This is a genomic window from Rathayibacter sp. VKM Ac-2879 (assembly GCF_015351245.1).
In the GTDB taxonomy this organism is placed as follows: Bacteria; Actinomycetota; Actinomycetes; order Actinomycetales; family Microbacteriaceae; genus Rathayibacter.
Genome location: NZ_JADKSO010000003.1, coordinates 76399 through 98821, shown reverse-complemented (window position 1 = coordinate 98821; position 22423 = coordinate 76399). Strand labels below are relative to the sequence as shown.

The following is a 22423-nucleotide window of genomic DNA, read 5'->3' as shown; positions in this document are numbered from 1 at the left end:
TGATGCAGGTCGACCGGGGCGAGCACCTCCGCGCGGGCGAGTGGCTCGACCTCAACCGTTCGTACTGGGAGGGGCGCGTCCGCGACGGCGCGCCCCGAACGGCCCTGGTGGAGTCGGCGCTCGCGTCCGCGGTAGCCCCGCGCGTCCTGCACCTCGGCAGCGGCGATGGGGCGGAGGCGCTTGCGCTCGCAGCGCGGGGAGCCGAGGTGATCGGAGTCGACTTCGCGATGCCCGCCGTGCGTCGCGCGCGGGACGACGCCGCCCGACTCGAGCTGACCGGCCGCGCTCGGTTCCTCTGCGCGAACCTCTACGAATCGCGCCATATGCTGCCGGAGCCCGATTCCTTCGATGTCGTGCTGACCACCGCGGGCACCGTCTCCTGGCTCCCCGACCTCGACGAGTGGGCGCGGATCGTCGAGTGGTTCGTCCGTCCCGGAGGCGTCGCCGTGGTCGGTCCTCGCTCCGGTCGTGCGCCCGCGTCGTCGGAGCTGCGCACGTGGTCTCGGCCGGCCGAGGAGCTCGCTCACGCCCTTCGAGCCGTCGGGCTGACGGTCCGCGAGGGCGAGCCGCTCGTCGCCGCGAAGGGCGCCGCCGAGGGGCCGACCGGCGAGCGTTGACCTCGATTTGCACCGGCTCCCGATCGCGTGTAGTGTTTCCTCTTGTGCCGCGGGGTGGAGCAGTTCGGTAGCTCGCTGGGCTCATAACCCAGAGGTCGTAGGTTCAAATCCTGCCCCCGCAACCAAGGAACCTTTATTCGAATCATTGGGACGAAAAAAGGGAAAGCAAAGTTCGACAGCATAAACAAGGCGAGTCTCGATCGAAAGATCGGGGCTCGCTTTTGTTTTGGGCGGATTCTCCTGGGAAATCTTTTCTGCGGAGTTCAGAGCCCGAATTGCCGGGTGCGCTTCACCGGTCACCAGTGCCTCATCTCGCATAGTGATCGAGAGTGGTGGGAAGACTGCCTCGAATAGTTGTCTCCTCGCAGCGTCTCCCGATTGCTCGAATGGATCGGCTGAGGGCGCGAGCAGCTGAAGTATCACATCGATTGTGTCGACGCCGACAGCAAGTTCTGCATCCGTTCGAGTTAGTCGTTCGTTGAGTGATCCCGCGGCCGTCTGATGCGGCGCTCTCTAGAGTGGGCCAGTATTTCTATACGGTCAGACCGGCGGGAGGGTGCGGCCGATCTGGACACCGTTCTCGTCGAGAAGAATGCGGGTTCCGTCGGCGAGCTGCACCCGCATGTGGCCGAGCAGCCGCAGTACGTGGACGTGCGCCACCTCGTCACCGAATCGTTCGCGTGCACGATCCCCAAATGGTTCGTCAGCATTCACGAGGCCCTCCCACAGACGGCGGTTCAGCGTAGGGCACACTCGGCCCGCTTTGATAGATGATTGATACCAACTCGGAAATTTGCAAGACCATTGCTCACGTTTCTTTCTGCGGTGCTGGGATGAGCTAATCGCCGCCGGGTCGAGCAGCTTCCTTCGGCGTGAGTCTTCACAAGGAGCTCGCGTTGTAGGAGGATGACCCATCCGATCCGAATCGGAGAGCCGAGGGAGCGCTCCGCACAGCGACCTGCCTACTGTGCATCACGTTGATGAGGGCAATTGTGGCGTTCTCTTGTGAGCGATTGGCGGCCTCAGTGTGATGTTCAGGTTGTGAGCTTAGATCGGTCGTTATCGGAAGAGAGCGGAAGGCGAGCAAGTGAAACGGTGGCAACTGATGCGAGAAGGACGAAGACTGCGGCAGGAGTTAGGGCAGATGATTCCAGCGCCGAGACGATGATGACAGCTGCGATCCCCCCAACCAAGAGGGCCACCGCACCACTGAGAGCCACATCGACCGACTCGCCCGCACGATAGAAACGAGTGATGGCGGAGCCGAGCAAGTACCCGAGGAAAGGAAACACCGCGAACACAGCGCTGACAGGGATGGAGATGATCAGTATTCCCAGCAGCCAGCCGGCGACGCTCAGTAGACCATTCAGATCAAGCCCCGGGTTCAATTCTGCGCTGTCTGTGATTGACTGCAGGCTCTCGAGTACCCATAGGTGAACGATCACAGCGATGATCGCTATCCAGGTTCCAAGAATTGAGCCAAGGATCATCCAGCGCAGTTGTCCCCAGCCGGTATCTCCACGCTTGTTCACAACGGCAATCCCCTTCTTCTCGGGCTCACGGACAAGTCCAGAGCGATTCGCACCTCGGCCTCGCACATTCCCTTCTTGCAGACAAGAGTTGATAGCTGCCACGTCAATCTGCTTGCTTCGGCGCGGATCTTCTCGAGGAGTTCGAGCAGCCTGGGGATTGCCTGGTCCGACTTCATCGTTTGGAAGTCAACTGCCAAGACGATGTTGAGAAAGTCCAGCCGATATTGAGCTTCTTGCGGAATCGGTTTGGAGCCATGCTGGCTCAGCGCGAGAGCGACGTCGGTCCGGGCGATGTGAGCGTCTGCGCTCCAGTGACGTTCGGCCATGCTCGGAGTGTAGAGCTGCACGGTAAACGGCGAGCGACAGGGTCTACGGCTCCCCGAGCCGTCAGCGAATCAGTCCTGGCGCCATTCCACCGCCCAAATTCGGGGGAGGAGTTGGAACGTCCGTGTCCTCCGCAGCGCGCACCCGTCCGAGTCATTTCATCGGCGTGCGGGAGGATCTGATCGCGATGGTGCCCGGCCTGTTCCCGGTGCCCGATGTCATTGTCACCGTCACGGGTGTGCTCGAGCTCGCTGCGGCCGCCGCCATGGCCTCTCGTCGACTCGCACCCTGGGCAGCCACCGGGCTCACGCTCTTACTGATCCGAATGTTCCCCGCCAACGTCGACCTCGCCCTGTCCGGTGCTGACCTGCCACGGAACCAGACTCTCATCCCGCGCACGATCATGCAGACGTCGTCGGAGCTGCCGATGACCGAACCGGACCGGGCCTCGTGACGGACACGAGCCAGTCCACGGCCACCGAGGCCTTGCCGCGGCGTCATCTCACTGCCGGTCGAGGCTCGCGTACACCACGAGATTCTGCGTCGAGGCCTGCCCGTCGTCGTACTGGAAACAGGTGACGAGAACGAGGCGACCAGGGACGCGGCGCCACAGCTCGTCCTCGCTCCCCACGGTCGCCTTGTCATAGCGCTGCACGTCGGTCACGGTGTAGCGATACACGGCCTCCGGAGTCTGCACCTCGATCGCGTCGCCGGTCGCGACCGCACTCCGCTCGTGCGGCGGGTCGAGCAGCGGGTTGAAGACCGCACCGCCGCGGCGATAGCTGTGGCCGGCCAGGTACACCGTGTTCGTCGCGGCAGGACCGGCGACTCCGTAGTCCGAGAGCCAATATGCGTCGTCGGGACCGGGCGGATCGACGACAGAGCCGGGATCGACCGAGAGGGTGCGCACCGTCGCGTCGAGTCCGACAGACGGGATGCGCAGCGCCTCAGGCTGACCGGCGACGGGCGGAGCCTCCGACGCGACAGGGTCCGCCGCCGCCGCTGAGGCCTGCGCCGGCCCCCCTGTCGCGCCGGGGCCCGCCTGCTGGGCACCCGCAACGGCCGAGGCAAGGGAGGAGGCCGTCGAGCCTCGAGTCGACGGCGAAGCGGTCACCTGCAGGACGACGAGCGTCGCCCCGACCGCCAGAGCGCTCCCCGCGAACGCGAGGCCCAGCCACGGCAGCGCGCCCCTCATCCCCTCCCCGTCACGAGGAGGCGTACTACCGCGGGATCCAGCACGATCGCCCCCACGAGCCGGGCGGGCTCGGGCATCCCGAGCACCCAGCCGATGATCCCGACCAGGAGAAAGATCGCCACGGCGACGCCCAAAACGCCGCGCCACGTCATCCGAACCGGCCGTTGACGTAGTCCATCGTCCGCTGGTCCTGCGGATCGCCGAACATCGACTCCGTCGCGCCGTGCTCGATGATCACGCCGGGGGTGTTCTGGGCGGCGAGGAAGAAGGCGCACTCGTCGGAGACGCGGGCCGCCTGCTGCATGTTGTGGGTCACGATCACGACGGTCACCTGGCCACGAAGCGACGCGATCGTCTCCTCGACCCGCCTCGTCGAGGTGGGGTCGAGGGCCGAGCAGGGCTCGTCCATGAGCAGCACCTGCGGCGAGACGGCCAGCGAGCGTGCGATGCACAGACGCTGCTGCTGGCCACCGGAAAGGCCGCCTCCTGGCTGTTCGAGGCGGTCCTTGACCTCGTCCCAGAGTGCGGCCTTGCGCAGCGAGTCCTCGACGAGCACGTCCTTCTGCTCACGGGTCGCACGGATGCCCGAGAGCTTCAACCCAGCGACAACGTTCTCGTAGATGCTCATTGCCGGGAACGGGTTGGGTTTTTGGAAGATCATCCCGATGTTGCGGCGGGCGACCGTGATGCGCTGGGACGGCTCGTAGATGTCCTGACCGCCGAGGCGCACCTCGCCCGCGAGCGACGCCGACGGCACCATCTCGTGCATCCGATTCAGGATGCGCAGGAAGGTCGACTTGCCACAGCCCGACGGTCCGATGAGGGCTGTGACCTTGCCCGCCTCCATCGTGAGCGACACCCGATCGAGGACCTTGCGCGAGCCAAACCAGGCCGAGATGTTGTCGGCGACGAGCTCGGCCGCCGTCGTTTCGCCGAACAGCTCGTGACGCACCCGCGTGTCGTCGAACTCCTCCCGGGCGAGCAAGGTCTCGAAGGGGGGTTGCGGCCCGGCGAGGTCATCGGCCGGCTCACCGTCCTCGGCGGGACCGGTGGCGGTCGCCTCGGACGGGCGCTTGCCGAGCAGGGGGATTCTCATCGGACTCCTTCGAGGTCGAGCAGGGGTGGAGCAGGGAAGACGGCGGCCGGTACAGCCGGGGGGGCTCAGAGAAGGTTGGGGAGGAGCCACTGGTTCACCGCTCCTGCGGTGAGGACGCCGACCGCGAGGACCGCGGGCCCGCAGACGATCCATGCCTGCCAGCGGCCCCACCGCTTCCAGAGCCAGGTGGTGCCGACCGCGACGAGGACCAGCAGCTCGAGCAGCAGGACGAGGCCGAACAGGTTCGAGGAGTCGATGCCCATCGCCGCCTCGGAGGTGGGAAGCGCACCGGTGGGGAGCGTGACGGCCGGTCGACCGAATCCGTCGCCCACGAGGCGGGCGTCCACACGGTAGACCTCGGTCGGGAAGAACGGGAATCCCGACGCCGTGGTCAGCGTCAGTCGACCCTCGGAGCCGATGGGTGCGGCCGGCGCCTGATCGCCAGGAAGACGGGACCCCGTCACCTCATAGGTGCAGGTGCCCTGCCCCATCGCGACGGTGAAGGTGGATCCCTCCGTGAGGCTCTTGAAGGACTGGCCCACGCCCCCATAGGCCCCTCCCCTCGCCATCAGCACGGCTGTCCCGACCTGGCAGGGCAGCGCGGTGTCGCGACGGTGCCCGATGCCGACCATGGTCTGCGCGGAGGAGGTGCCCTCGACGACCACTTCGTGGTCGATCCCGATCGCGGGTGCACTGAGCACGGCGACCGGCTCGCCCGGCGTCACGAGGGTGCCGTCGTAGGTGAGCGGACCGGTCGGCGTGGCGCCTTGCGCGAGCGAGAGGCGGATCTCGTCGTAGAGCGCGGTCTGGCTCGCGTAGTGCTGCACCTGCGACACGAACACGAGGTTCACCAGCAGCGCGAGGATGATCACCGACAGCATCGTGAGCACGAGAGAGAGCAGACGCTCGAAGGCGGGTGCCTCGACCCATCTGACGGCAGCGGCGCCGCGCCGCATCCGACGAGGGCGCTCAGCGGTGACTCCGGAGAGTGGCGGTGCGGTGAGTGGCGGGGTCGTCATGCCCGTCACCGTCGTCCGGCCGTCGAACGGCCCAGGAAGCGCGACACGAGCGGCGGCCCCACGAGCAGCAAGGCACCGAAGAGCGCTGCGAGCACCATGAGGGTCTGCGGCCCGGCCCATCCCTGCTGCCCCGGCAGCACCGTCGAGACGGGCGTGACGGCGAGCCCCGCGGCGGTCGTGGTCGCCGCTGTGCTGGTGCCGGCACAGGTGCCGGTGTCGGCGTCGCAGGCGGTGACTGCCGCCGCGACAGGTGTCGTCTGATCCGTGGTCGTCGTCGTGGCGGTCGTCGTACCGGACGTGGTGTCGGTGGGAGCAGCGGCCGCAGCGGGCGCTCCGTTGGTCTCCGGGGCGGTGAAGCTCGGGCCGGACGCCGCGACTCCCGCGCCCTTCTGCCGCCACGGCGCCTGGCAGGCATCGTCGCAGCCGGCAGGGAACGGCGCGGTGTCGACGAGCAGGTTGTGGGAGGGGTCGTCGCCGGGCTGGAACGTGGGGTTGTTGCACGGGTTGCCGCCAGCGGCGTCGAGGGTGCTGTTCTTGACCGCGTCGAGCTTCGCGAGGGTGTCGGCGTCGATGCCGGGGATCTTCCGCACCTCCTCCAGCGCGGCGAGCACGAGGTTCATCGGCAGCGGCGAGTAGCCGAGTGGGCCCATCTTGCGCTGTCCCTCGCACAGCGAGTATTGCGTGAAGAAGCCGAGGGTCGCGCCCTTCGCAGCGTCGAAGCTCGCGGTCGTCTGCGTCGGCACGAAGAAGTACGAGTAGGCCGACAGTGCGTAAGCGCGGGGGTCCTGATACTGGTAGACGGCCGAGAGATCCTGCGAGAGGTAGTTCGGGTCGCTCGCGTTGTTGTTGATCGCGGCCTTGATCAGCGCCACTGCGACAGCACCCTCCGAGGGCACCGTATAGAAGCCGGCCGCGTTCTTCAGCTGTGCGACGGGATAGCCGACCTGCTGGGCGTAGGAGTACTCGTCGTAATTGATCGTGTACGGCGTGTTCTGAGTGTAGGTCGTGACGCCGACGGAGCCCGACTGCGGGACCACATTCGCGAGGTTCGCCGCGGGGAAGTAACTGGTCGCGTGCTGTCCGTCGCACGCGCCGGAGGCACTGCACAGTGCACGGTACGAGTCAGGGAACTGGCGGAGCATCCAGAGGGTGAACTGCGCCGTCGCTCCCGAGCCGTCCGAGCGCACGACCACGGTGATGGGCGCCTCCGGGAGGTTGACTCCGGGATTGTCGGCCGCGATCAGCGGATCGTTCCACTTGAGGATCTGGCCCGAGAAGATGCCGGCGGCAGCCTGCTGCGAGAGCTTCAGCTCGGTGAAGCGCTGGCCGTTGACGGGCAGGTTGTACATGAAGGACGTCCCGCCGGCGACCATGGGCATCTGCGAGAAGCCGAAGTCGGGGTAGCTCGTGTCGCGGGGGTCCGCCGTGTCTCCGCGGTAGGGGATCTCGGAGACGGTGAAGTCGGTGCTCACCTGCGCCGCGAAGTCCTTGCGCCCCTGGGAAGACCCGTTGGGGTTGTAGTCGACGGTCACGCCCTGGTTCTTCACATCGGCCTGCCACTGCAGCACCGCGTTGCCGGCCCAGCTGGAGCCGGCGCCCGAGATGCGCTGGTAGCTGGCGGCCGAGGCGGGCCCCGCAGAGAGGGCGACGGCCCCGAGGACGAGGAGCGCGCCAATCGACGCGGTGATCGATCGGCGTCGGGCGGGAGGGCGGCGGGTCATCGTGGGTCTCCGGTGGGGTGGGTCTGCGGGGGCTCGTCGGGGTGGGCGGGCTGGTCGGGCTGAGGCGGGGCAGAGAAACCCAGTTCGGACTCCAGGGCGGAGGACCAATCCTGCGCAGCGATGGTCCACTGCTGCTCGGCGGCCCTACGGCTGCGGCGCATCCGGGCGGCCGTTTCGATCGAGCGCCGCGCGAGGCGCCGGCGCTGCTGGGCGGTCAGGTTGCCGGGCTCCTGTCCGCCGATCGCCCGCGCGATGAGAAAGAGCACGAGCACCAGGATCAGGAGGAACGCCGCCGTGGCGAAGCCCCTCGCCTTCATGGTGTTCTGCGAGCTCTTCACGAACTCGAGTGCGGCCAGCGGCAGTGAGGTCATCGGCCCGTCGAACGGGTTGAGGTTCAGGTTCGAGGTCACGCCGGCCGTCAAGAGGACCGGGGCGGTCTCGCCGATCCCGTGGGCCGTCGCGAGGATGATCGCGGTCGTCAGCCCCGAGCGGACGGTCGGCAGCACGACCGACCAGATCACTGCCCACTGGCCCGCACCCAGCGCGAGTCCCGCCTCCCGCAGGTTGCCGGGCACGAGGCGCAGCACGACGTCAGACGAGCGGATCATGATGGGCAGCATCAGCACGGTGATGGCGAGGGAGGCGGCGAAGCCGTTGAACTGGCGGGTGACGGCGACGATTACTGCGGCGTAGATGAACAGACCTGCGACGACCGACGGCAGGGCGGTCATGGCCTCGACGATCGTCCGCACGAAACGGGCGAGGCGGCCTCCGACCTCATTGAGGAAGATCGCGGTCGTGAGCCCCAAGGGGATGGTGATCACAAGGGCGATCGAGATCTGCACGATCGTGCCCACGAGCGCGTAGAGGATTCCGCCCGAGTCGAGCTCGGCGAGTGGCCCGACGCCACCCATGTCCTGGGTGAAGAAGTGCAGGCGGTCCCAGAGGCCCTGCCCGCTTGCGGGATCGACCATCTGGGCGAAGACATCCTGCCCGCTGATGAGCGTGAAGACGATGACGAGGGCGAGGGAGCCGACGACCACTGTCGCCGACGACCAGAGCAGAACGGTCCAGAACCGGTCGCGCACCGCCGGACCCCGCTCGCGGAGGAACACCAGAGTGGCGTAGATACCGACGAACCAGAGGTAGGAGACGAGGAGCATCCAAGCGGGCGGGACGATGCCGATCACGACCGTGAACAGGAGTCCGACGCTGAGGCCAGCGACCATCGCCCCGACGACGGTCAGGACGTCGTCGCGCGAGAAGCCGATGACCACACGGCCATCGTCGTCACCGGTCTCGGGGAGGGCGAGACGGGGGAGGGTGGTGGTCATGCTTCACTCTCCGCGCCGGAGCGCGATCGGGCGATCACCGTCGACGCCGTGAAGTTCACGAGCATGGTGAGCAGGAACAGCGCTAGACCGGCCGCCATGAGCGCGCTCATGGCGAAGGGGCTTGCCTCTCCGTAGCGCAGCGCGATATGTGCCGCGATCGAGTTGGCCCCGCGCTGGAGGACGTGGAAATTGATTTGGAAGACCGGCGCGATGATGAGGTAGATCGCGATGGTCTCGCCGAGCGCCCGACCGAGGCCGAGCATCGTGCCTCCGATGACGCCGCCCTTGCCGAACGGCAGGACGACGGACCGGATCATGCCCCATCGGGTGGCGCCGAGGGCGAACGCCGCCTCCCTCTCGCCGATGGGCGCCCGCGAGAACGACTCGACCATCATCGAGGTCATGATCGGCACGATCATCAGGGCGACGACGAGTCCGGCGATGAACGTCGACGAGGTGTAGAGGGAGTCGTTGGGCAACGGGTTGGCAGGGTCCGCACCATCGACGGCGAACAGCGGGATCCAGCCGAACCACGTCGAGAGCCAGCGGGCGAACGGGACGACCTGCACCTGGAGGAAGGCGAGCCCCCAGAGACCGAAGACCACGGAGGGGACAGCGGCCATCAGATCGATGACGGAGCGCAGGATCCGCTGGAAGCCGCCCGAGACGACCTCGGTGAGGAACAGCGACATCCCGAGGGCTAGCGGCAGGGCGACAACGAGGGCGACCGCCGCGATGAGCACTGTGCCGGTGAGGATCGCGGCGATGCCGAAGGTGTTCGTCTCGGGCGACCACTGGGTCTCGGTGACGAACTCCACCACCCCGACCGATGAGATCGCCTGCACCGCGTTCACGCTGAGGAACACGCCGACCAGCACCATGATCAGCAGCACCATCACGCCGCCGCTGCGCGTGACTCCGCGGAAGAGCCGATCGCTGCGCTCGAGGACACGGGTCAGGAGGATCGGTCGGGCGTCGTCGTCGCCCTCCGCGGGGTAGCCGGGCAGCAGGGTCGACTGCTCGGGCTGCGGTCGCCCCACGGGCGGCAGGAGCGAGGTCATTCTGCTGCCGCCTTCCGTCGGCGGCCGAGCACCGGGGCGAGGATTCCGGACGCCAGAGCCGCGACGAGACCGCCGACGAGCCCGTACTGGGGGAACCCGATCTCGGTGCGGCCGGTCGTCGTGGTGGCGGGTAGCGCGGCGACCGGGGCATCGGCCGCGGCGACCGGAGCGGTCGAGGCAGTCGTCACCACGGGAGCGGCGGCTCGCGGTGCAGCGGGAGCCGCCGCGGCGGCCGGTGCGGCGACGGGGGCCGCCGTCTGCGGCGTGGGTGCCGCCGACGACGGTGCCGCGGACGGCACGGACTGCGCTCCCCGGAGCTCGGCGATAGCGCTGGCGGCCTGAGCGCTCTGCGCCGAGGTGAGCGATGCGTAGCCGACCGGGAGCGATCCGCTGGTGCCGTCTGTGCGCTGTCCGTCACCCGTGAGATAAGTGAAGGAGTCGGCGAAGGCCGAGGCCGTCACGGGGGTCAACGACGCTCGGGCGACCTGGGCGTAGATGGGCAGCGCCAGCGGGTAGAGCCCTGCCTGGTAGTCGTCGACCGTCATCGGGCCGACCCCGGTGGGGTCTTGCTCGAATCGCGAGGCCGCCTTCGCGAGCGAGCCGGCGTTCGCCGAGACGCACGCGCCTCCGTCGTACGAGCACAGCTCGGCGGTGGGCAGCTGATAGCGCGCTGCGGTGGAGGCGTCGGTGATCGAGATCACGGTGCGACTGCCGACATCCTGCGGCGTCTTCGGCGAGAGCCAGCCCGCCACCGCGCACCGGCTGTCGCTCAGCGGATCGCACCAGTCGGTGTTCGCCGGATAGATGGCGCGGAAGGTGTTGCGTCCGGTGGTCGCCATCGTGTCGCTACGCGGGTGCAGGTCGTTGAGGGTCTGCGCAGTGAAGACCCCGACAGGGTCGCGCTGGTACCAGCTGAGCTGCGGGTAGCTCGCGCTGTCGGGCGGGTAGACGGCGGGTGCATCGACGAAGAACTTCGGTAACTCGGTCGCATCGCGCTTCGCCTTCGCGTCGGCCTCGAGATGCGGGGCGTCGACCACGCACTCCTTGTAGCTGCGCGTGGAGTAGAACGGATTCACGGTCGACCCGTACGGGTCGGGGCAGCCGTCCAGGAAGCTGCGGGCGTTGTCGTCCGCGTGGATCCACTCCCAGAGCGCCTCGGCGGCGTCGGAGCGGAGGTTCTCGACCATGAGGTCGCCCGATCGCGTGCCGAAGCTGAAGTCGACGGCGTACTGGAGCTCGGGGTTGAGCGCGCGGAACTCCGGATCGGTCCCGAGGTTGGCCGTGAGCGCCATCGCCCACGGGGCCTTCGTCGCGAGCTGGTTGCCCGACTCATCGTCGATGCCGGCCCGGTACGACTCTGTCAGGAGCTTCGCCACGAGTCGGGCGTTGAGCTTGATGCCGGTCATCAGGGTGCCGTACTTGCGGATCTCCCTCTGCGCCGTCGAGAGGTCCGGGTAGCCGCACTGTCCGGTTGCCTGAGCCTCCGTGATCGTGTCGGCGTCGAAACCCGGGCCGCCGCATCGGGGGCGGTAGTCGATCGTGGCGGCGATCACGACTCCGGTAGTGGCGACGGGCATCGAGATCGCACTCGTCGGGTCGTCCGGCGGTCGGCTGCTGAAGACCGCTTGCAGCGCGCCGGTGCCGAGCTGCAGACGGGCCTGGCTGTCGCCCAGCTGGGAGTAGCCCAGCGAGACCTGCGAGGCCGAGCAGACGGCAGGGATCCAGGACGCCATCGCACGGGTGAGCATCTCGGAGCCGGCGGTCAGCACCTGGGCGCGGCCGTTCGGGCAACTCGCCGCAACGTCCGAGAAGTCGAGCTTGATCTGGAGGCGCTGTGCCCACAGCGACGGCGCGACCGGGCCCGATAGCAGCAACTGCGTCGAGGTGTCGTCGGTCCCGCGGAGCCGGGGGACGACCACGATCCAGCAGGTACTGGTGCTCGCGGTGTCGGCACGGTAGCCGCAGCCGAGGCCGGGCGCTTCGGAGCCCGTCTGCATCTCCATGAGGCGGTCCCCGGTGCCGTCGCGTTGCGCGGTGAGAAGGGAGAGTTCGTTTGTCGTCTTTCCCGAGAAGTACGTGTTCGATTCCACGTCGTGGATCGCCTCGGTGCGGATGCGGGTGCCGTCGACCGCCCGGAACGGAGCGCCCGGGGTGAACTCGTCGGTGGTCTTCCAGTCGCCCTTCGCGATGAGCGGGTCGGCATAGATCGCGCGGGTGTTCTCGGTGCGCAGCTTCGGGGATGCGTCGGCTCCCTCCGCTCCCACCTGACAGGTCTCCGGGTCCGGCGCGGTCGCGTCAGGGTCGGGCTTGCCGTCGGAACCCGGGGCGCCCCAGCACTGGAAGACTTGGAAGAAGGGCAGGAAGTCCGACGGGTCGGGCACGGCACCCGAGACGGAGACGGTCACCGACTGGTTCACGAGCTCGCGGGTCTGCGACACGGAGACCTCGAGCCCGCCCTTGCCGTTCTGGGCCCCGAAGCGGTTCGTGTAGAGGCTCGTGACCGCAGGATCGATGTCGTCGTATGTTGCGCCACCCGTGTGCGGGAGCACGGCGGTCTTGTCGCGCGGAACCGTGTTCTCGGCGCTGTTGCGTGCGTTGTCCCAGCGGACGGTGACGGGACTCGACGAGGAGTACTCGCCCTGGGAACCCCAACCCTGCACGGCGACGGGAGAGGCGGAGGCGGACTGCTGCGGTCCGAGCAGCATCGCCGCCGAGACGATGGAGCAGAAGAGGCCGGCGGTCGCGATCCCCGCGAGCACCCGGGAGGTGGCGTGCACTCCCGCTACTCCTGGTCGCCGCGGATGGTGGCGGTCGCCGACCGGCGGCGCCAGAAGAACACCCAGCCGGCGACAACGGCCGCGGTGGTCATCAGCAGCGTGCCGAAGAGTGTCGCTGCACCGAGCGGCGTCGAGGCCATCCCTCCGACCCAGCCGGTGGCGAAGGCGACTGCGGCATTGGGCGACGGGCTCGCCGTGGTGCCCGGCGGGACGGCCGCGGCGCTCGCGCTGGCGCTCGGGCTGGGCGAGGCCGACGGGGTCGACTCCGTCGGCACGGTAAAGGCCACCGTCACCGAGATGCTGTGCTCGTCGGCGATCACGAGCTGGTGCGACCCAGCGGCGAACCCGGAGGGAGCGGTGAAGCCGTAGACGGCCGAGCCGTCGGCCGCGACGACTGCGGTCTCGTCCAGCGAGGTCCCGTCAGGGGTGACGGTGCCCGACAGCGTGTCGCCGGCGGTGAAGGAGCCTGCCGTGACGGTGACTTTGTAGGCCGATCCGGCCGTCACGGTGTCACCGGGGTTCAGCTCGGCTCCCGGAACGTCCGGGGTGTCCCCGTCCTTGGGGATCGTCACTGCGGGAGACTCGGCGGAGGCCGAGGAGGCCTTGTAGCGTCCACTCGCCGCAGCATCGGGCGTGTAGCTCGCGGTGAAACGATGGTCGCCGGCCGGGAGCCCCGTGAAGGAGGTCTGGGCCACGCCGTCCTTCGTGCTCGCTGTGCCGACGACGGTGGCCCCTTCGCGGAAGGTGACCGTGCCGGTCGCGTCGCTGAGCGTATTCGCGCCGTTGATCGCGCGGACTGTGGCCGTCGCATCGACGGTGGCCTGGTCGTCGGCGAGCGAGGCTGTCAGATCGACGGCCGTGGCGGCCTGCTCGACGGGCGTGCCGCCCTCGACGAAGGACCAGGAGCCGTCGGCGCCGGTGTAGAGCGGGATCCAGGCGGAATGCACACGGCCGTCGGCATCGCGCTGGTAAGCGCCGGTCGCGTCGGAGTAGCAGAACAGACCGAAGCTGTAGGTGTGGTTGGGGGCCAGCTCGGTCCCCATGTCGGTGACCTCCGAGAAGTCGGTGCCGTAGAACCAGGTCCCCGGCATGAACATGTCGAGCCGAAGGTCGGCGGGAAGCTTTCCGTCGGCGCCGGTCGCGACGTCCGTGAGCCCTTGAGACAGGTCGCCGTTCGGCTTCGTGTAGGGGTACACGCTCGGGATCACGGCCGTGTCCGCGTCCACCGCGGGAGTTTCGTTGCCGGGCTCGGCAAGGAAGCCGCTCACCCGGGGTAGGTCGTCCTGTGAGCCGGGGAGGCAACTGAAGTCGGTCGTCATCAGAGCGGCCGGATCGCTCCATCGCCCGCTCTCCGGAGCGAAGGAGATCGTCGACGCGGAGGCGGCGACCGCGCTGCTCGGTGCCCCGAGGGCGAGAACCGCGCCGAGGGCGGCGATGCTGAGGGCTGTCGCGGTGGATCTGCTGATGATCATCGAAGAAGGGCGACTTTCTGTGCAAAGCGGGAGTCGACGTCGCGAGTGCGGCGTGCGAGGGGGCGCTGACGCGCGGCGGTGTGCCCAGCCGCGGCAGCGGCCGGGCACACCGGGAGGAACTAGTTGGTGTAGGCGCCGTTACGGTAGAAGCTGCGGTCACCGAGGTACGAGAGGTTGAGGAACCCGTACTTGGTGATCGTCTGCTTGGCCGCCGAGGTGGCGAGGGAGGTGGTCAGCGTCGTCTCGAGGCCGGACTTCGTGCCGTCCGTGCGGATGGTCGAGGCATCGACGACGTTGTAGGTGTCCCGCGCGAGGGGGTTGACGGTCGAGTCCGGCACGGCGGTCGCCGAGCCGTAGAGGGTGCCCGGCTTGAGCACGCCGTTCACGGTGGTGACGGCGGTCTGCGTGTCAGCGCCGTTGATGAGATTGGCGATGCGCAGGCCCGTGTTCGAGACGGTGTTCGTGACGCCGGTCGAGGAGGAGTTCTTCTGGGCGATCCACTGCGCCACCGAGAAGGGGATGACCGCGCCGACGGCGGTCAAGGCAGTGCCGTCGTTCTCGGGAGCGCCCTGCACGACACAGCTGCCGATGCTGCTGAGGCCGATCGCGTTGATGAAGAACGACCGGGTACCCGAGCTGGCCTGCGGGAGCTGGGGCTTGAGGACCTTGTTCGAGGCGTTGATCTTGGGGAAGCCGTCCGCGGTGACACCGATCACGCCGTCGGCCGAGGCCGAGCAGGAGAAGATCGCGTTGAGCTGGGCCTTCGAGAACTTGGGGGTGCCCGAGGTGGCGGTGCCGGACTGGTAGGCGATGCTCACCGCGTCGCGGGCGAAGGGGACGTACTGCAGCTGGCCGGTTGCGGCAGCCGCCGGGCCCGACGAGGACCGAGCGAACTGGACCTGCTTCTGAATGTTGACGACGCCGCCGGCACCGTTGTCGTAGGTGAAGGGGGCGTGGTACGAGGCGCTGAGCGCCTTCACGCCGGCGCCCGAGCCGCGGGGACGGAGGAACGTCGGGCCGCCGTTCCTGGTCTGGATGGTGCTCGAGAGGGTCGACGGGAAGGCGTTCCACGAGGCGACCGACGAGACGGAGGCGCCGGTTCCGTTGGAGAGGCCGTTCCACACATCCTGGATGGTGTCGGAACCGACGGCCGAGTAGGTGCGGTAGCTGGCGGCGTTGCCGGGGGTGGGCAGCGGGTTCGGCTCGGCCGACGCGACGGTGGCGCCGGCGAGCGAGAGGGCGAGTGCCGCGGCGCAGGCCGAGACGACGCGGGCGAAGGATGACTTCTTCATGAGAACAAAGATTCCTTTTGTTATAGTGCTCTTGTTTGGGGGGCATGCGCCAGCCGGGCTGCAACCGATGGCAGAGGCGAACCCCTGTGAGTGCCCGCCGCCAGATCCGCTGGCGGCGGGCACTTCGCTCGTCGTGGGCACAGCGCATGTCGATACAGGCGTGTCGTGAGAGGCCTGCCGTCCAGCGACTGACTCGTTTCGGGCGAAGTCTGTCGAGAGGGGGATTCGGGCGCCTTTCCGGCGTTCATTTTCCGTCCCGCTCTATCCGAGATGAGTATGCCGGGTACGCGACTCCCCCGTGCCGGCGGACGGGGACCAGCGGGCGAACGCTTTCTGGCTGTCCTGGGTCAGGATCATGAATGATCCATGAATCTGCTCGGAGGGGGGTAACGTCGCGCATCCTCCCGAGCCCCGGCCCGTCTCAGTGCTCGTCGGCAGACTCCTCCCGCAGCCGGTGGCGCACTCGGTGGAGCCGCTTGCGCACCGACGCCGCCGAGATGGTCAGGGCTGCCGCTGTTTCCTCGTAGCTGTGCCCGTCGTGGAGGACCGACCGATAGACGAACTGGTCGAGCTCGTTCATCCGCGCCACCGCGCGCTCCAGGCGGTCGATCATCAGCAGGGTGTCCACCCGCTCTTCGATCTGGCCAGCGTCGACGAGCCGAGGAGGGGGCGGCGGAGCAGCGACAGGCTCCTGCGACGCCTTCCGCAGCCGGCGCCGGACGAGGTCGTCGCACGTCGCGAGCAGCCAGGGGCGGGCGGAGCCGCCCTTCAGGCGGATGCGCGCCGGCTCCTGCAGGGTGAGGACGAAGACCTCCTGAGCGAGGTCGTGGGCGTCATCCATGTTTCCGAGCGCGGAGAGGGAACGGCTCAGGACCGCGTCGGCGTGCCGACCATAGAGCATGGCAAAAGCAGCTCTCTCTCCGGCGAGTATCCCGAGGAGAAGGCGGTGGTCGTCGCCGGAGTCCATTTCTCGGACTGTAGCGGACGGCTGTCTCCTTTTTGGAAGGACATCAGTACCCCCCTTTTTCGGTACTTTCTCATCGGTACCCCCACGCAGCGGGAATTCCTCTTGTCTTGACGAGAACAATGTGCGGCGAGAGGACGCGATCCTGGTCTCGCCGAACACTTCCGGGATCGTCGGCGACGTGTGCTCAGTCGCTCGTCTCGATCACGCTCAGCACGTTGCCCGCCGGGTCGCGGAACCAGCAGATGGTCGGGCCGCGCCCCCGCATGACTCCCGTCGCGTCGGTCGGCAGTTCCGAGTCGTCGTAGATCTTCGTCGCCACGCCAGCGGCGTTGAGCTCGGCGACGGCCGCGTCCACGTCGGCCACGACGAAGTTCAGGATCGTGAACGTGGCGGGCACATGGCCGGGCTTGGGGTAGGCGATCGCCTGTCCGCCTCCGGGAAGGGCGATCTCGAGGATCCCCATCGCGTTCACGGCGACATCGAGCCCGAGCGCCTCCCCATAGAAGGCGTGTGCCGCCTCGATGTCGTCGACGCTGAATCCGCTGAACGCGCGTGAACTGTGAACCATGATCGTTCTCCCGTCCCGCGCCGCCCACTGGCAGTCGCGATGAATCGGACGCTACTCTGGTCGGCTGCCCGTAGCACGACCGATCCGGAGAAGGAACATGCGCCTCGCCGTCCCGCGCGCTCTGCGTCCGTTCGAGACGCGCGGCTACCGCTTCCTGGCGCTCTCGCTCGCCCTCTCGCTGGTGGCGAGCGGCGTGTGGCTCGTGTCGCTGGTGTGGCAGGTGATCGCGCTGGGCGGGGGACCGAGCGACGTGTCCCTCGTGGCCGCCGCCTCCGCCCTCGGGCTCGTGCTCGCGGTGCTGCTCGGCGGCGTCGCAGCGGACCGCGTGCCGCAGCGGCGCCTCCTGATCGCCGTGGAGATCGGGCGCCTGATCGCGGTTCTGACGACCGTGGGGCTCGACGTTGCGGGAGTGTTGACGCTCTGGCACCTCGTCGTCGTGGCTTTCCTGCTCGGAGTGGCCGAGGCCTTCTTCTTCCCCGCGTACTCCGCGATCCTGCCGCGGCTGCTCCCCTCCGCCCAGCTGCTCGCGGCCAACGGGGTCGAGGGTGCGCTGCGGCCGGTGGCCCAGAGCGCTGCGGGCCCGGCGATCGCCGGAGCGGTGATCGCGGTCGCTGCGCCCTCTGCCGCTTTCGTCGTCGCGGCGGTCGGATACGCGCTCGCCCTGATCGCTCTGATCGCGATGGGCAGGGTTCCCTTCGAGCGGGCGGTGACGGAGGAGGGGGCAGGCCCGATCCTGGCGGCTCTGCGCGACGTCCGCGAGGGCTTCGCCTACATGGCTCGCACGCGCTGGCTGCTCGCGACGCTGCTGTTCGCGATCGTGCTCGTCTTCCTGGTGGTCGGTCCGATCGAGGTGCTCGTGCCCTTCGCCGTGCGCGACCAGACCGGAACCGGCGCTTCCGGGTACGCGCTCGCGCTGACCGCCTACGGTTGCGGAGGCGTCGTCGGCTCGATCGTCGTCTCGTCGCGGCCGATCCCACGCCGCTATCTGACGACGATGATCCTGCTGTGGGGCTTCGGGGCGCTGCCGTTCGTGCTGCTCGGGGTCGTCGACCAGCTCTGGATGATCGCGGCGATCCTCTTCGTCGACGGCGTGACCGGTGCTGCGGCGCAGGTGCTCTGGGGCACCCTCCTGCAGCAGCGGGTGCCGTCGGCGCTGCTCGGTCGGGTGTCGAGCCTCGACTTCTTCGTCTCGCTCGCGTTGATGCCCGTCTCGATGGCGGTGGCGGGGCCGGCCGGGGAGGCGTTCGGTCTCGCGCCGACCTTCGCGGTCGTCGGCGTGCTGGCGGCCGCCTCGGCGGTGCTCACCCTGCTCCTCGCGCGGCTCGGGCCGGACGAGCGGGCCCACCCTCTGCGCGGCGTGACCTGATCAGGGGCGACTCCCGGCGGCGCCCGCGCCACGCGGTGTGTCGGAGTCGCGCGCACGGTAACCTCGTCCGGGACGCGAGGGGGTCTGTGTGACGGACGAACGGATGGCACGAGACGAGGCGGTCGGCCACGGCCGTTCCTCCGACGCCCTCCCCACGAGACGCAGCCTGCGTGCTCTCGAGTCCCGCACCGCCGCGACCGTGAAGACCCCCGAGACGGCGCCCCGCACGACCCCGGTCCTCGCGTCTGTCCCGCCGGTCCGCCGTGGCCCCGGCCGCCTCCTCCGCACCGCGATCAGCTCCGTGGCTGTCGCCGCGATCGCGGGGCTCGTCGCCGTGTCGGCACTGCCCGCCTACTCCGTCGACCCCACCGCCGACTCGCAGGCCGCCATCGAGGCCGCCGCGCGCGTCCAGGCGCTCGGCAACCAGAAGCTCACCGTCGCGCCGACGGCGTTGCAGGAGCAGGTCATCCGCGACTCCTTCAGCGCTCCGACGCAACAGCAGCTCGACGAGGCCGCCGCGCAGGCGCGCGCGCTCGCCGCTGCCGCCGCGGAGCAGGCCGCTCGTGAGGCCGAGGCAGCCCGCTCGGCCCAGTCGACACAGGCCGCTCAGCCGGCGAGCGGGACGTCCGGCGCGAGCACGTCGGTCACACCACGCCAGGAGGGTGACGACTACCCGTGGCGGGATCAGCTCACGGACGACCAGGGCGGCGGCCTCTCGCCCCTGCGCTACTACTACCGCGAGTGCGTCGACTTCGTCGCGTGGCGTCTGAATCGCGACCAGGGCTCGACGAGCGCTCCGTTCAAGTGGACCTGGGCCACCCTCACCCCGGGAGGCGGCAGCGCCTACGCCTGGCCCGGTCAGTGGGCATCCCACGGGTGGAAGACCAGCAGCGCCCCCGTCCCGGGTGCCGTCGCCTGGTTCACGGGCAACCACGTCGCCTATGTGCAGTCGGTCAACGCCGACGGCACCGTGTCGCTCGAGGAATACAACTGGGGCAACGATCACGCGTACCATCGGCGCACCATTCCCGCGTCCGACGTCGCGCTGTTCCTCTACCCGCCGAGCTGAACGCGCCCGCGCAGGGCCGCGAGCCCCTCGACGGCACGCTCGAGCACGTCGACCCGCTTGCAGAACGCGAAGCGGACGAGCGAGCGGTACGGAGCCGCATCCTCGGGTCGGCAGAATGCAGCCACCGGCACCGCTACCACCCCCGCGAGCTCCGGGAGCGCCCGGCAGAGGGCGACTCCGTCCGCGAAGCCGAGCGGCGCAGCGTCCGCCACCACGAAGTAGCTGCCTGACGAGGGAGACACGGTGAAGCCCGCCGCTGCGAGCCCGGCCGAGAGCAGGTCGCGCTTGGCCGCGAGGGTCGCCGCGACCCCTGTGAAGAAGGCGTCGTCGAGTCCCAGACCACGCGCCACGGCTCCCTGGAACGGGGCGCCGCTGACGTAGGTGAGGAACTGCTTGACCGCGAGCACGGCAGCGAGCAGCTCCCGAGGCCCCGTGATCCAGCCGATCTTCCAGCCGGTGGTGCTGAACGTCTTGCCCGCCGACGAGATCGTCATCGTCCGCTCCGCCGCGCCGGGGATGCTCGCGATCGGCACGTGCGCCCCGTCGAAGCGCAGGTGCTCGTAGACCTCGTCCGTGACGATCACGGCGTCATGCCGCTCCGCCACGCGCACGAGCAGCTCACGGGTCGCCGACGGGAGGACCGCTCCGGTGGGGTTGTGCGGGTCGTTGACCAGGATGACGCGGGTGCGGTCGGTGACGGCCGCCTCCAGCTCGTCGTGATCGACCGTGAACGCCGGACCTCGGAGCGGGACCGTCCTGTGGATGCCTCCCGCGAGCGCGATCAGTGCGCCGTAGGCGTCGTAGTGCGGCGTGAAGCTGACGACCTCATCGCCGGGCTGGAGGAGGGCGAGCAGCGTCGCCGCGAGTGCCTCCGTGGCGCCTGTGGTGACCAGCACCTCTCCTTCTGGGTCGGGGGAGAGGCCGTAGAAGCGCCGCTGGTGCGCGGAGATCGCCTCGCGCAGCACGAGCATCCCGGGGCCGGGCGGGTACTGATTGACGCCGGCGGCGATCGCGGAGCGCGCCGCCTCGAGGACCTCGCGCGGGCCGTCCTCGTCGGGGAAGCCCTGCCCGAGGTTGATGGCGCCGGTGCGCGCGGCCAGGGCGCTCATCTCGCTGAAGACGGTGGGGGCGACCTCGCCGCGAGGGCCGAGGAGGCCCGCGCCGGAGGCTGCACGGGTCCAGGATCCGGGGATGCTCACGGGTCCAGTGTGCCTCCCGGAGGCGTCGCGCTCGCGCTCGGGCATTGATATTCCGCTCGCAGGCGCGTCATAAGAAACCCCCAGGTACGATCGCCAAGCTATCCCCGCTTGGAAGGAGCAGCACCCATGACCGAGAGTCACGAGGGTCCTCGTCAGCCGGAGGAACCCACCACGCCGTCGGAGTCCGATGCCCGTGAGGCGTCCGAGCACGTCCCCGGCAGCGAGCGCTCCGAGGCCACGTCCTCGAACACCGGAGACACCGAGCGCCTGCCCGAGGCTGGCGCGCTCCACGAGACCGAGCACCCGACCGTCCCGTACCCCGCGGCGGCCCAGCCGCCCTACACGCCCAACGCGTCCGCCGGCAACCAGGCTCAGCCCGCCGCCCGCCACAGCCAGTACGCGCCTCCCGCGCCGCACACTCTGCACGGCTCCGAGGAGCCGCCGTCGGGACACGCCTTCGGTCCGGCCGCCGAGCCGCTGGCGGCGCCTGTCCCCACCAAGCGCCGCGCCGGGGTCGGCGTGGTCGCCGCGCTGGCGATCGGCGCGGTCGTCGGAGGGGTCGCGGGCGCCGGCGTGTTCGGCTTGTGGTCCGCCTCCAACGGATCCGGCATGCGCGTCGTGTCGTCGGGAGGCGCGCAGACCATCACCGTCAACAACGCCGACGATGCGACGACCGCCACGGCCGTCGCCGCAAAGGCGACGCCGAGCGTCGTCACGATCTCGGTCAGCGGGGGCTCCTCCGCCGGAACCGGCTCGGGCGTCGTCCTCTCGAAGGACGGCTACGTGCTCACCAACACGCACGTCGTCACCCTCGACGGCGAGATCTCGAACGGCGCCGTGACGGTCACGACGAGCGACGGCAAGATCTACAACGCGAGCGTGGTCGGCACCGACCCCACCCTCGACCTCGCGGTGATCAAGCTCAAGGACGCCTCCGATCTGACGCCGATGACCTTCGCCGATTCGAGCAAGATCAACGTCGGCGACACCGCGGTCGCGATCGGCGCGCCGCTCGGCCTCTCGGGCACCGTCACCGACGGCATCATCAGCGCACTGAACCGCAGCATCCAGGTCGCGTCCTCGGCCGCTCCGACCGACGGCGACAGTTCAAGCGGCAGCACCGAGAGCCCGTTCAACTTCGACATCCCGGGCCAGCAGCAGCCGACCCAGGCCAAGAGCACCATCTCGCTCCCGGTGATCCAGACCGACGCGGCGATCAACCCCGGCAACTCGGGTGGTGCGCTGCTCGATAGCAACGGAGAGCTGATCGGCGTCAACGTCGCGATCGCCAGCGCAGGTCAGTCCTCCGGCTCGAGCGGTCAGTCGGGCAACATCGGCGTGGGCTTCGCGATCCCGAGCGATGTCGCCCAGCGTGTCGCGAAGGAGATCATCGCCAACGGCTCCGCGACCCACGGTCTGCTCGGCGCCTCCGTCGAGGACTCGTCGCAGGGCGTGCTCGGCGCCAAGATCCGCGACGTCACGTCCGGAGGTGCGGCTCAGGCCGCCGGCCTCGCCGCGGGAGACATCGTGACGGGACTCGCGGGAGCACCCGTGACGAGTGCCTCCGACCTCACGGCGCAGGTGCGCGCCCAGGCGGCGAACAGCAAGGTCGACCTCAGCTATGTGCGCAATGGTCAGAGCTACGACGTGCAGGTGACGCTAGGCCAGATGGCCACCAGCTGACCCGTCAGCGCCCAGCCGCAGCCCCCGAGGATCCGTTCTCGGGGGCTGCCGTGCGTCCAGCGACGGGCCAGGAGCGCAGCCCGCCTGCTCTGCGCCGATCGTCTAGCATCGGGGAATCCGGCCTCGAAGGC

At 68.9% G+C, this 22423-nt stretch carries 20 protein-coding genes and 1 tRNA gene; 6 read left to right on the top strand and 15 right to left on the bottom strand.

Annotation, left to right across the window (positions count from 1 at the left end):
• Positions 1-2 precede the first annotated feature (2 nt).
• The gene (locus ITJ45_RS09450; RefSeq protein WP_228493822.1) at positions 3-617 is read left to right on the top strand and encodes a class I SAM-dependent methyltransferase; all 615 of its coding nucleotides are present in this window, start codon (positions 3-5) and stop codon (positions 615-617) included.
• Between the two features lie 48 nt (positions 618-665).
• A tRNA-Met gene (locus tag ITJ45_RS09445) sits at positions 666-742 on the top strand.
• 909 nt (positions 743-1651) lie between these two features.
• On the opposite strand, the gene ITJ45_RS09440 is transcribed toward ITJ45_RS09445, so the two are convergent.
• Together ITJ45_RS09440 and ITJ45_RS09435 are read right to left on the bottom strand one after the other, a co-directional pair.
• Positions 1652-2149 carry a hypothetical protein gene (locus tag ITJ45_RS09440; RefSeq protein ID WP_194609300.1) on the bottom strand — a complete coding sequence of 166 codons (498 nt, stop codon included), beginning with the start codon at positions 2147-2149 and terminating at the stop codon, positions 1652-1654.
• The gene (locus ITJ45_RS09435; protein WP_194609299.1) at positions 2146-2475 is read right to left on the bottom strand and encodes a hypothetical protein; all 330 of its coding nucleotides are present in this window, start codon (positions 2473-2475) and stop codon (positions 2146-2148) included. The genes ITJ45_RS09440 and ITJ45_RS09435 overlap by 4 nt, the downstream gene beginning before the upstream one ends.
• A gap of 122 nt (positions 2476-2597) precedes the next feature.
• On the opposite strand from ITJ45_RS09435, the gene ITJ45_RS09430 reads away from it, so the two are divergent.
• Positions 2598-2927 carry a hypothetical protein gene (locus ITJ45_RS09430; RefSeq protein ID WP_194609298.1) on the top strand — a complete coding sequence of 110 codons (330 nt, stop codon included), beginning with the start codon at positions 2598-2600 and terminating at the stop codon, positions 2925-2927.
• A gap of 48 nt (positions 2928-2975) precedes the next feature.
• On the opposite strand, the gene ITJ45_RS09425 is transcribed toward ITJ45_RS09430, so the two are convergent.
• The 12 genes from ITJ45_RS09425 to ITJ45_RS09375 all read right to left on the bottom strand — a co-directional run bounded on the left by ITJ45_RS09425 (position 2976) and on the right by ITJ45_RS09375 (position 16975).
• Positions 2976-3668 (bottom strand): class F sortase, encoded by a 693-nt coding sequence (locus tag ITJ45_RS09425; protein ID WP_194609297.1) that lies wholly within the window; start codon positions 3666-3668, stop codon positions 2976-2978.
• Positions 3665-3790: a hypothetical protein gene (locus ITJ45_RS14195; RefSeq protein WP_267238155.1), complete on the bottom strand. Its 126-nt coding sequence runs from the start codon at positions 3788-3790 to the stop codon at positions 3665-3667. The genes ITJ45_RS09425 and ITJ45_RS14195 overlap by 4 nt, the downstream gene beginning before the upstream one ends.
• A gap of 26 nt (positions 3791-3816) precedes the next feature.
• Positions 3817-4764 (bottom strand): phosphate ABC transporter ATP-binding protein PstB, encoded by a 948-nt coding sequence (gene pstB / locus ITJ45_RS09420; protein ID WP_194609296.1) that lies wholly within the window; start codon positions 4762-4764, stop codon positions 3817-3819.
• Positions 4765-4829: 65 nt separating this feature from the next.
• Positions 4830-5783 carry a sortase domain-bontaining protein gene (locus tag ITJ45_RS09415; RefSeq protein ID WP_194609295.1) on the bottom strand — a complete coding sequence of 318 codons (954 nt, stop codon included), beginning with the start codon at positions 5781-5783 and terminating at the stop codon, positions 4830-4832.
• 5 nt (positions 5784-5788) lie between these two features.
• Positions 5789-7504 carry a substrate-binding domain-containing protein gene (locus ITJ45_RS09410; RefSeq protein WP_194609294.1) on the bottom strand — a complete coding sequence of 572 codons (1716 nt, stop codon included), beginning with the start codon at positions 7502-7504 and terminating at the stop codon, positions 5789-5791.
• Entirely contained in the window at positions 7501-8838 is a 1338-nt protein-coding gene (pstA, locus tag ITJ45_RS09405; RefSeq protein WP_194609291.1) for a phosphate ABC transporter permease PstA, read from the bottom strand. Before pstA ends, ITJ45_RS09410 begins: the two co-directional genes overlap by 4 nt.
• A complete protein-coding gene (gene pstC / locus ITJ45_RS09400; protein WP_194609289.1) occupies positions 8835-9899 on the bottom strand; it encodes a phosphate ABC transporter permease subunit PstC in 1065 nt (354 codons plus the stop codon). Before pstC ends, pstA begins: the two co-directional genes overlap by 4 nt.
• Complete coding sequence (locus ITJ45_RS09395; RefSeq protein WP_194609288.1) at positions 9896-12676, bottom strand: hypothetical protein; 2781 nt, start codon at positions 12674-12676, stop codon at positions 9896-9898. The genes pstC and ITJ45_RS09395 overlap by 4 nt, the downstream gene beginning before the upstream one ends.
• Positions 12677-12681: 5 nt before the next feature.
• On the bottom strand, positions 12682-14148 hold the full coding sequence (locus ITJ45_RS09390; RefSeq protein WP_194609286.1) for an Ig-like domain-containing protein: 1467 nt from the start codon (positions 14146-14148) through the stop codon (positions 12682-12684).
• A gap of 119 nt (positions 14149-14267) precedes the next feature.
• Positions 14268-15440, bottom strand: coding sequence for a hypothetical protein (locus ITJ45_RS09385; RefSeq protein ID WP_194609284.1), 1173 nt, complete (start codon positions 15438-15440; stop codon positions 14268-14270).
• 421 nt (positions 15441-15861) lie between these two features.
• Positions 15862-16407 (bottom strand): RNA polymerase sigma factor, encoded by a 546-nt coding sequence (locus ITJ45_RS09380; protein WP_194609281.1) that lies wholly within the window; start codon positions 16405-16407, stop codon positions 15862-15864.
• Between the two features lie 184 nt (positions 16408-16591).
• Positions 16592-16975, bottom strand: coding sequence for a VOC family protein (locus tag ITJ45_RS09375; protein ID WP_194609279.1), 384 nt, complete (start codon positions 16973-16975; stop codon positions 16592-16594).
• Positions 16976-17072: 97 nt separating this feature from the next.
• Here ITJ45_RS09375 and ITJ45_RS09370 point away from each other — a divergent pair, with 97 nt between their 5' ends.
• Together ITJ45_RS09370 and ITJ45_RS09365 are read left to right on the top strand one after the other, a co-directional pair.
• Positions 17073-18341, top strand: a complete 1269-nt coding sequence (locus tag ITJ45_RS09370) for an MFS transporter (protein WP_194609277.1) — start codon at positions 17073-17075, stop codon at positions 18339-18341.
• Positions 18342-18444: 103 nt separating this feature from the next.
• Positions 18445-19410, top strand: a complete 966-nt coding sequence (locus ITJ45_RS09365) for a CHAP domain-containing protein (protein WP_194609275.1) — start codon at positions 18445-18447, stop codon at positions 19408-19410.
• Here the strand turns inward: ITJ45_RS09365 and ITJ45_RS09360 are convergent.
• Entirely contained in the window at positions 19395-20609 is a 1215-nt protein-coding gene (locus tag ITJ45_RS09360; protein ID WP_194609273.1) for an aminotransferase class I/II-fold pyridoxal phosphate-dependent enzyme, read from the bottom strand. The two genes, ITJ45_RS09365 and ITJ45_RS09360, sit on opposite strands and share 16 nt — an antisense overlap.
• 126 nt (positions 20610-20735) lie before the next feature.
• Between ITJ45_RS09360 and ITJ45_RS09355 the strand changes: the two genes are divergently transcribed.
• Entirely contained in the window at positions 20736-22292 is a 1557-nt protein-coding gene (locus ITJ45_RS09355; protein WP_194609271.1) for a S1C family serine protease, read from the top strand.
• The last annotated feature ends 131 nt before the right edge of the window (positions 22293-22423 follow it).